The 9,452-nt window shown below is 59.6% G+C and carries 6 protein-coding genes, 1 tRNA gene and 2 rRNA genes (1 of these 9 only partly in view); 8 read left to right on the top strand and 1 reads right to left on the bottom strand.

Annotation, left to right across the window (positions count from 1 at the left end; translation table 11 throughout):
• The 3 genes from ASD64_RS17860 to ASD64_RS17850 form a co-directional block, all read left to right on the top strand.
• A 23S ribosomal RNA gene (locus tag ASD64_RS17860) occupies positions 1-2,328 on the top strand; it begins 482 nt to the left of the window's first position.
• A gap of 75 nt (positions 2,329-2,403) precedes the next feature.
• Positions 2,404-2,518, top strand: a 5S ribosomal RNA gene (rrf, locus tag ASD64_RS17855).
• Between the two features lie 131 nt (positions 2,519-2,649).
• Positions 2,650-2,726 (top strand) — tRNA-Met (locus tag ASD64_RS17850).
• A gap of 96 nt (positions 2,727-2,822) precedes the next feature.
• On the opposite strand, the gene ASD64_RS17845 is transcribed toward ASD64_RS17850, so the two are convergent.
• Entirely contained in the window at positions 2,823-4,037 is a 1,215-nt protein-coding gene (locus ASD64_RS17845; RefSeq protein WP_056107788.1) for an ROK family transcriptional regulator, read from the bottom strand.
• Between the two features lie 321 nt (positions 4,038-4,358).
• Here ASD64_RS17845 and ASD64_RS17840 point away from each other — a divergent pair, with 321 nt between their 5' ends.
• From ASD64_RS17840 to ASD64_RS17820, 5 genes are all read left to right on the top strand, one after another.
• Positions 4,359-5,594 carry an extracellular solute-binding protein gene (locus tag ASD64_RS17840; RefSeq protein ID WP_056107784.1) on the top strand — a complete coding sequence of 412 codons (1,236 nt, stop codon included), beginning with the start codon at positions 4,359-4,361 and terminating at the stop codon, positions 5,592-5,594.
• 133 nt (positions 5,595-5,727) lie between these two features.
• The gene (locus tag ASD64_RS17835; protein ID WP_056107781.1) at positions 5,728-6,612 is read left to right on the top strand and encodes a carbohydrate ABC transporter permease; all 885 of its coding nucleotides are present in this window, start codon (positions 5,728-5,730) and stop codon (positions 6,610-6,612) included.
• Complete coding sequence (locus tag ASD64_RS17830; RefSeq protein WP_056107780.1) at positions 6,612-7,457, top strand: carbohydrate ABC transporter permease; 846 nt, start codon at positions 6,612-6,614, stop codon at positions 7,455-7,457. The genes ASD64_RS17835 and ASD64_RS17830 overlap by 1 nt, the downstream gene beginning before the upstream one ends.
• Positions 7,454-8,476, top strand: coding sequence for an SIS domain-containing protein (locus tag ASD64_RS17825; RefSeq protein WP_056107777.1), 1,023 nt, complete (start codon positions 7,454-7,456; stop codon positions 8,474-8,476). The genes ASD64_RS17830 and ASD64_RS17825 overlap by 4 nt, the downstream gene beginning before the upstream one ends.
• A complete protein-coding gene (locus tag ASD64_RS17820; RefSeq protein ID WP_056107773.1) occupies positions 8,477-9,406 on the top strand; it encodes a carbohydrate kinase family protein in 930 nt (309 codons plus the stop codon).
• Positions 9,407-9,452 lie beyond the last annotated feature (46 nt).

Raw genomic sequence — 9,452 nt, 5'->3', positions numbered from 1 at the left:
ATGACCGATAGCGAACTAGTACCGTGAGGGAAAGGTGAAAAGCACCCCGACAAGGGGAGTGAAATAGTACCTGAAACCGATTGCCTACAAACAGTAGGAGCCCAAGGTTCGTCCTGGGTGACTACGTACCTTTTGTATAATGGGTCAGCGACTTAGTGTGACGAGCAAGCTTAAACCGGTAGGTGTAGGCGCAGCGAAAGCGAGTCTGAACAGGGCGTTCAGTTCGTCGCATTAGACCCGAAACCGAGTGATCTAGCCATGAGCAGGTTGAAGGTAAGGTAACACTTACTGGAGGACCGAACCCATAACTGTTGCAATAGTTTGGGATGACTTGTGGCTAGGGGTGAAAGGCCAATCAAACTCGGAAATAGCTGGTTCTCCGCGAAATCTATTTAGGTAGAGCGTCGACCGAATACCCTGGGGGGTAAAGCACTGCATGGGCTAGGGGTCCTCACCGGATTACCAAACCTAAGCAAACTCTGAATACCCAGGAGTACTAGTCGGCAGACACACGGCGGGTGCTAACGTCCGTCGTGGAAAGGGAAACAACCCTGACCTACAGCTAAGGTCCCCAAGTTATGGCTAAGTGGGAAAGGATGTGAGGATCCCAAAACAACCAGGATGTTGGCTTAGAAGCAGCCATCATTTAAAGAAAGCGTAACAGCTCACTGGTCTAAATAAGGGTCTTTGCGCCGAAAATGTAACGGGGCTAAAGCCATACACCGAAGCTTAGGGTTTGGTCCGCAAGGGCCAAGCGGTAGCGGAGCGTTCTGTAAGCTGATGAAGCTGCACCCGTGAGGGGCGGTGGAGGTATCAGAAGTGCGAATGCTGACATGAGTAACGTAAGGGGAGTGAGAGACTCCCCCGCCGAAAGACCAAGGGTTCCTGCTTAAAGTTAATCTGAGCAGGGTTAGCCGGCCCCTAAGACGAGGCGGAAACGCGTAGTCGATGGGAACCACGTTAATATTCGTGGGCCTGGAGGTAGTGACGGATCATCAATGTAGTTTGACCTTATCGGATTGGTCAGGCTGCTGCGTGGTTCCAGGAAATAGCTCCTCCTTATAGACCGTACCCGAAACCGACACAGGTGGTCCGGTAGAGTATACCAAGGCGCTTGAGAGAACTATGCTGAAGGAACTCGGCAAATTGCACGCGTAACTTCGGAAGAAGCGTGACCCTTGTTTACGCAAGTAGATGAGGGTGGCACAGACCAGGGGGTAGCGACTGTTTATCAAAAACACAGGGCTCTGCGAAGCCGCAAGGCGACGTATAGGGTCTGACGCCTGCCCGGTGCTGGAAGGTTAAGAGGAGAGGTGCAAGCTTTGAATCGAAGCCCCAGTAAACGGCGGCCGTAACTATAACGGTCCTAAGGTAGCGAAATTCCTTGTCGGGTAAGTTCCGACCTGCACGAATGGCGTAACGACTTCCCCGCTGTCTCCAGCATAGACTCAGTGAAATTGAATTCCCCGTGAAGATGCGGGGTTCCTGCGGTTAGACGGAAAGACCCCGTGCACCTTTACTATAGCTTTACATTGGCATTCGTAGTGGCATGTGTAGGATAGGTGGTAGGCTTTGAAGCCAGGGCGCCAGCCTTGGTGGAGCCAACCTTGAAATACCACCCTTATTACTATGGATGTCTAACCGCGGCCCGTTATCCGGGTCCGGGACAATGTATGGTGGGTAGTTTGACTGGGGCGGTCGCCTCCTAAAGAGTAACGGAGGCGCGCGATGGTGGGCTCAGAACGGTCGGAAATCGTTCGCTGAGTGCAATGGCATAAGCCTGCCTGACTGCGAGACTGACAAGTCGAGCAGAGACGAAAGTCGGTCATAGTGATCCGGTGGTCCCGCGTGGAAGGGCCATCGCTCAACGGATAAAAGGTACGCCGGGGATAACAGGCTGATGACCCCCAAGAGTCCATATCGACGGGGTTGTTTGGCACCTCGATGTCGACTCATCGCATCCTGGGGCTGGAGCAGGTCCCAAGGGTATGGCTGTTCGCCATTTAAAGCGGTACGTGAGTTGGGTTCAGAACGTCGTGAGACAGTTCGGTCCCTATCTGCCGTGGGTGTAGGAATATTGAAAGGATCTGTCCCTAGTACGAGAGGACCGGGATGGACGTATCTCTGGTGGACCTGTTGTGGCGCCAGCCGCATTGCAGGGTAGCTATATACGGACGGGATAACCGCTGAAGGCATCTAAGCGGGAAACCCACCTTAAAACGAGTATTCCCTGAGAACCGTGGAAGACGACCACGTTGATAGGCCGGGTGTGGAAGAGCGGCAACGCTTGAAGCTTACCGGTACTAATAGTTCGATCGGCTTGATCGTTCTCATTCCTAATGTCTATCGTGAAAGCGAGGACGGCACAAAGAAACAGCTTCTCGAAAACGTGCGTTTTGCCGACCTGGTGGTTATGGCGGAGCGGCTGCACCCGATCCCATTCCGAACTCGGCCGTGAAACGCTCCAGCGCTGATGGTACTTCGTCTCAAGACGCGGGAGAGTAAGTCGCTGCCAGGTCTGCCAAACGCACGTTTTGAAATCTTCTCCTTACGATGAGGCGCGCCAAACGGGACTTTGGGCCGCGCAAGCGGCCTTTTCATTTGGCGAGCTTTCGAAATTATGTAGGTGTATGCTTACATACATGTTGGCGCGGGGTGGAGCAGCCCGGTAGCTCGTCAGGCTCATAACCTGAAGGTCGTTGGTTCAAATCCAACCCCCGCAACCAAACTTTCGAAAAACCCCGGTCGATATGGCCGGGGTTTTTCGTTTTCGAGCCCTGACTTTCTGAAAGCCGGCTTTTCCTTCTTCCCGACCCGGTTTTCTATGCGCTGTCGCTGCGTGGCTTGAGCATTGCCGAAAAACGCGGGTCGAATTCGCCGCTGATCGGATCTGCGGCCGCGCCAAGTGCAATGGACCATGGGTCGGCGATTCCCTGCTGCAGCCTGGGTTGGATGCGGTTCCGCCGATCGGCGATCGACGGGATCAGAGGATGCATCGCGTCGAAAAGACGATTCGTCAGGATTTCGGGCGCGGCGCTGCTGACGATCACGGTGTCGGGGTCGAAGATGGTTTCGACAAGATGGATGCTCCAGCGCAGATCGGCCGCTGCGGCAGCGAGCCAGGTTTCGAGCCTGGCGTCCTGTGCGGCCACCATTGCCAGGATCTTCTTGTTCAGATCGGGGTCGGCGGGATCGAGGTCCGCCTGCTTGTAAAGCGAAGCCAGCGAGGCCTGGTGTTCAAGCGGTATGTGGCCGGAACCTACGGGAGACAGCAAAGCCATGCCGATTTCACCGGCATTGCCATTTCCGCCGCGATACAATTCCCCGTTGAGGATAAGGCCGGCACCGATGCCGTAGCCGATATAAAGACAGACCGCATGCTCGACACCGTTGGCCGCACCCACCAGCCGCTCGGCTGTCGCGCAGGCTGCGGCATCGTTCTGCAAGCCTACATTGAGGCCGGTTCCGGCGGCCAGCGTCTCGAGCAGCGGGTAGGCCTGCCAGGCTTCCATGGACCACGTATCGTCGCCGGCCGTTGCAAGACCGAATGGCCCGGGCATGGCTACGCCGAGGCCGACAAGCCGTTGCTCGGATTGTGGCGAAATCGCCGCCAGTTGGCGGCGCACCGATGTGATCAGGTCGAGAATGACGGCGACGCCACGGGCCGGGTTCGGCGGCAGCGGCTCTTGTGCACGGACAAGGATATTTCCGACGAGGTCGACGACAAGCGCGCGCGTGACATAACGGTCGATCTGCAGGCCGATGGCAAAGGCCCGCTCCGGGACGAGAGTGTAAGGCGTCGACGGTTGGCCGCGCCCCTTGCGTACGGCCTCCAGCGCGGCGACGAAGCCGTCATCTTCGAGTTCCTCGATGATGTTGGAAACGGCCTGCTTCGTAAGTCCTGTCGCCCTGGCAAGATCGGCCCGCGAAAGCGTGCCGTTCAGCCGCAAGGCTTCGATCATGACGCGGCGATTATGGGCGCTCGTGCCTTCCTGGTTGCTGCCGCCTTTTGCCTTGATCTCGCGAATTTCAGCCACCTCTGGAATTTCCCTTGACACCCAGTAAAGGATTGCGGAACATATTAAGTCAAGTGGATTGACTTAATAACGAGGGCGACGACCCCGATCCGATTGTCAAACCCGGTGGTCATGGCCTCGCCAGGAGGGCAAAGTTTCACAGTCATCGTGCCGGGATCGACGTTTAAAGCATGTCGCCACGAAAGTGGGAACCGATCTCCGGTTTATTTCGATGCTCGATCAAGGCGTTAGAGCGCTCGCCATACATCTGGTTGGATGGACAGCGCTGCGGATCGATTCGGAAGGCCTAGCTTACCAATGTCTGAAACGGGAGGAACACAAATGCTAAAATCAATCAGTAGAACACTGTTGGGGGTGGTTTTTGCCGGGGGCTTCATGGTCCCGCACGCTTTTGCGGAAACCTCACTCAATGCGCTTTTCATGGCGCAGGCGGCGTATAGCGAAGACGATGTCCGCGCGATGACGGAGGCTTTCACCAAGGCCAATCCCGGCATCAAGGTCAATCTCGAATTCGTCCCTTACGAAGGCCTGCACGACAAGACCGTTCTTGCGCAGGGTTCCGGCGGCTATGATGTCGTTTTGTTCGATGTCATCTGGCCGGCCGAATATGCAACCAACAACATACTGGTCGATATCTCCTCGCGCATCACCGACGAGATGAAGAAGGGCGTCCTTCCGGGCGCCTGGACCACGGTGCAATATGACGGCAAGTCGTATGGGATGCCGTGGATTCTCGATACCAAGTATCTGTTCTACAACAAGGAAATCCTTGAAAAGGCAGGAATTACGGCGCCGCCTAAGACGTGGGACGAACTGGCCGAACAGGCCAAGATCGTCAAGGACAAGGGGCTGCTTGCCACGCCGATCGTCTGGAGCTGGGCTCAGGCGGAGGCTGCCATTTGCGACTACACCACGCTGGTCAGCGCCTATGGCGGGGAATTCCTCAAGGATGGCAAGCCTGCGTTCCAGAGCGGCGGCGGGCTCGATGCGCTGAACTACATGGTGACGAGCTACAAGTCGGGCCTCACCAATCCCAACTCGAAGGAGTTCCTGGAAGAGGACGTGCGCAAGGTGTTCCAGAACGGCGAAGCCGCCTTCGCGCTCAACTGGACCTACATGTACAATCTTGCCAACGATCCGAAGGAGAGCAAGGTCGCCGGCAAGGTCGGCATCGTGCCGGCGCCCGGGGTTGCCGGAAAAAGCGAAATATCGGCGATGAACGGGTCGATGGGCCTTGGTGTCACCACCACCAGCAAGCATCCGGATGAGGCCTGGAAATTTGTTGTCCACATGACGTCGCAAGCCACCCAGAACGAGTATGCCAAGCTCAGCTTGCCGATCTGGGCTTCGTCCTATGAAGACGCGGCGGTGACCAAAGGGCAGGAAGACCTGATCGCGGCAGCCAAGCTAGGGTTGGCGGCAATGTATCCGCGCCCGACCACGCCGAAATACCAGGAGTTGTCGACGGCCTTGCAACAGGCAATCCAGGAAGCGCTGCTGGACCAGGCTTCCCCCGAAGACGCGCTGAAGACCGCAGCCGAGAATAGCGGTCTGTAGGAGACCGCTTACATTCCGTGGCGGCTTACCCGCCGTCACGGAATTCCTCTATCGAAAAGCATCCGATCCGGATCGTACGCGCGGCAGCGCTCCATCCGGCCGGCGTATTTTACCGCAAAGGAACCAAGCATCGATGTCCGGCCCCTTCATGACAACACGCGCGTGGCTCCTGATGCTGCCGCTGCTTGCGGTCATGGTCGCCGTCATAGGCTGGCCGCTCGTCTCCACGGTCGGTCTTTCCTTCACCGACGCCAAGCTCGTCGGCACGAGCGGGAGCTTCGTCGGTTTCGACAACTACGCCAAGATGCTGTCGAGTTCGAACTTCCAGCGCACGCTCTACACGACCGCATGGTTCGCAATCGTCTCGGTCACGGCCGAAATGATCATCGGCGTGCTCGCAGCCTTGTTGCTCAACCAGGAGTTCCATGGCCGCTTCGTGCTGCGCGCATTGATGATCCTGCCATGGGCATTGCCCACTGTGGTCAACGCCACGCTATGGCGCCTGATCTACAATCCCGAATACGGCGCGCTTAATGCAGCACTGACGCAGATAGGGGTATTGGATTCCTACCGGTCCTGGCTGGGTGAGCCTGCGACCGCGATGACCGCGCTCATCGTTGCCGATACCTGGAAGAATTTTCCGCTGGTCACGCTGATTGCTCTGGCTGCCCTGCAGGCGGTTCCGCGTGACATCAAGGCTGCAGCACTGGTCGACGGCGCCGGGCCGTTCGCGCGCTTTCGCTTCGTGACGCTGCCCTTCATCGTCGGGCCGCTGATGGTGGCGCTGGTGTTGCGCACCATCGAGGCTTTCAAGGTCTTCGACATCATCTGGGTGATGACGCGCGGCGGACCTGCCAACAGCACCCGCACGCTGTCGATCCTCGTCTACCAGGAAGCCTTCTCCTTCCAGCGTGCCGGCTCTGGCGCTTCGCTCGCCTTGATCGTGACGTTGCTAGTCTCTGTGCTGGCCGCCAGCTACGCAGTTTTGGTGCGCAAGACCGCCGGGAGCGCACGCTGATGGGCCGCAGCAACCTTGCCTTCACCGTCTTTGTCTATGCCTGCGCCCTGCTGCTGACGGTCGTCATCCTCGCACCCGTCGTTTGGCTGTTCGTCATGAGCATCTCGCCGGCTGCCGATCTTTCGGCCAAGCCGCTGCACTGGTGGCCGCAGCAGGCTGATTTCTCGCGCTACAAGCTCTTGTTGTCCACGCTGGAGAACAGCGCCGGGGCGGCCTTCACGGCGGCGCTTCGCAACAGCATCGTGGTTGCCGGCATGGCGACGCTTGCTGCACTTGCAGTCGCCATTCCCGCCGGATGGGCTGTGTCGCGCACGCCCTCGGTCGGCTGGTCGTTGTCGATGGTCATCGCCACCTACATGCTGCCGCCGGTGGCGCTGGCGGTGCCGCTCTATATGGGCCTTGCACATCTTGGCATGCTCAACAGCGTGTTCGGCCTTGCGCTCGTTTATCTGACCATATTGGCGCCGTTCACCACCTGGCTGATGAAGTCCGGCTTCGACACCATCCCACGCGAAATCGAGGCGGCGGCGATGATGGATGGCGCCAATCTGTTCCAGACGCTGCGCCGCATCACGCTGCCGCTGGCCATGCCCGTCGTTGCGACATCGGCGCTGTTTGCCTTCCTACTTGCCTGGGATGAATTTTTCTACGCCCTGCTTTTTACCTCCGACCAGCGTGCCAAGACCCTGACGGTCACCATCGCCGACCTCGCTGGCGGAAGGATCGCCGATTACGGCTTGATCGCCACAGCGGGCGTGCTTGCGGCGCTGCCACCAGTTTTCATCGGGCTCGTCATGCAGCGCGCCCTGATTTCCGGCCTGACCAGTGGAGGCGTCAAGGGATGACGGCAACGACAACAAGAGCGAGGCCGGCCGGGCTCGCCGCCATCGATCGCGAAATGGCGCGCCAGCGCGACGATGCGCTGGCCTCATACCGGCAATCATCCGCGCCCGCCGCAAAGGTGGCCGCTTCGCTGAGGAAAACGGGCCGGGCGCTCCTGCTCGGCATGGGTGGCTCGCACGCCGTCAACCGGGCCGTCGAACCGCTCTATCGGGACCTCGGCATCGATGCCGTAGCGCTGCCATTGTCGGAACAGCTCGGCCAACCCATGCTGCTCGAAGGCAAGACCGTACTGATCAGCTCTCAATCGGGCGAAAGTGCCGAGGTCGTGCGCTGGTTTTCCGAGACCGGCGGCACCGCCGACACGTTTGGCCTGACTTTGGAAGGCGGCTCATTTCTGGCCCGCACAGCGCCTTGCCTGGTCGGAACCGGTGGAACGGAACGCGCTTTTGCGGCGACCCGCAGCTTGACCGTGACCTTCGCCTTGCATCTCGCAATTCTGGCCGCGCTTGGGCAGGATCCGACCGAGGCGCTCGCCGCGCTGGAAGCTGCGCCGGAAATCGATATCGATGCCGCGCTCAAGGCGCTCGGCAACGTTGCCACGGTCGTCACGTCCGGCCGCCGCCTGCAAGGCGTGGCCGAGGCGCTGGCGCTCGGACTTGTCGAATTGTCGCGCCGGCCCTGCTTCTCATTGGAGGGAGGCCAGTTGCGTCATGGGCCGATGGAAATGCTTGGGCCGGATATCGGCGTGATCCTGTTTCGCGGCGACGATCCGACCGCCGGCCTGGTGACCGCTATGGCCACGTCGGTGCTTGAGGCCGGGGCGCCGCTCATCCTGTTCGATTCATCGTCCGGCGCGCCGGTCGATGGAGCCGTTACCTTGCGCTTTTCGCCTGCGTCGGGCCTGGCGGCGATCTTTGCCATGCTGCCGGTGGCGCAGCGCCTGATGATCGCCTTTGCCGATGAGCGCGTCGAGAACGCCGGCACGCCCGTGCGTTCGACCAAGATCACACGGAGCGAGTAGATGCGGCCTTTGGCAGTGATCGGCAATGTGAATGTCGACCTTATCATGGGACCGGTTGCGCCCTGGCCGCAGTCGGGAACCGAAATCATCGTCGAGCACGATGAATTGCGCGTCGGCGGTGCGGCTGGCAATGCCGCACTTGCCTGGCAGGCCCTCGGCGTCGATTTCGACATCGCCTCCAACATCGGCGCGGACCAGTTCGGCCTGTGGTTGCGAGGTGCGTTCGCTGGCTATGCCGACAAATGGCCAACCTGCCGGGAAGGCACGACGATTTCGGTCGGCATCACCCATCCGGACGGCGAGCGGACTTTCTTCACGACGCTTGGCCATTTGCCGCGCTTCAGCCTTGCAGATGCGTTCTGCGTCCTTGATGGCGACCGGCTTGCCGGGGGTTATCTCCTGCTTTGCGGGTCGTTCCTTACGCCGCTAATCGCCCGCGAATACGATGCGCTGTTTGATTGGGCCGACCGCCACGATATTTCGGTGGCTCTTGATACTGGCTGGCCGCCTGAAGGCTGGACGGTCGCGAACAAGGCGATCACCCGCCATTGGCTCTCACGTTGCCGTATCGCTTTGTTCAACGAGATCGAAACGACGACGCTTGCCGGGATCGGCGATCCGGTCGAGGCGGCGCGCGAAATCCGCTCGGCCATGATCGAGGGGGCGACCGTGGTGGTCAAGCGTGGGCCGCAAGGCGCGCAGGCCGTGGGCTCGGATGGAAAGCTGTTCTCAACCTCGGCTCCGGCGGTCGATGTCGTCGACACCATCGGTGCCGGCGACGTCTTCAATGCGGCGTTTCTGGCAGGGCTCGCCCAAGGCAAAACGCTCGCCGCAAGCCTGGCGGACGGGAGCCAAGTCGCCTCGCGCGCGATTTCCACGTTGCCCCGCTCCTATGGCGAAGTTCCGGATGCCGCTGCCCGGCGCGCCTGATCGGCCCGCCGGGACCGAGCTTGTGCTAACGTGACTGCTCGGGCGA

This window comes from Mesorhizobium sp. Root157, from assembly GCF_001427385.1.
In the GTDB taxonomy this organism is placed as follows: domain Bacteria; phylum Pseudomonadota; class Alphaproteobacteria; order Rhizobiales; family Rhizobiaceae; genus Mesorhizobium.
The sequence above is the reverse complement of the archived record's forward strand: the minus strand, read 5'-3'. Positions and strand labels throughout refer to the sequence as shown.

What these genes read in the sequence shown, in the direction of transcription:
- ASD64_RS17840 (WP_056107784.1), top strand. Translation starts at nt 4,359, where the DNA reads ATGCTAAAATCAATCAGTAGAACACTGTTGGGGGTGGTTTTTGCCGGG.
- ASD64_RS17835 (WP_056107781.1), top strand. Translation starts at nt 5,728, where the DNA reads ATGTCCGGCCCCTTCATGACAACACGCGCGTGGCTCCTGATGCTGCCG.
- ASD64_RS17830 (WP_056107780.1), top strand. Translation starts at nt 6,612, where the DNA reads ATGGGCCGCAGCAACCTTGCCTTCACCGTCTTTGTCTATGCCTGCGCC.
- ASD64_RS17825 (WP_056107777.1), top strand. Translation starts at nt 7,454, where the DNA reads ATGACGGCAACGACAACAAGAGCGAGGCCGGCCGGGCTCGCCGCCATC.
- ASD64_RS17820 (WP_056107773.1), top strand. Translation starts at nt 8,477, where the DNA reads ATGCGGCCTTTGGCAGTGATCGGCAATGTGAATGTCGACCTTATCATG.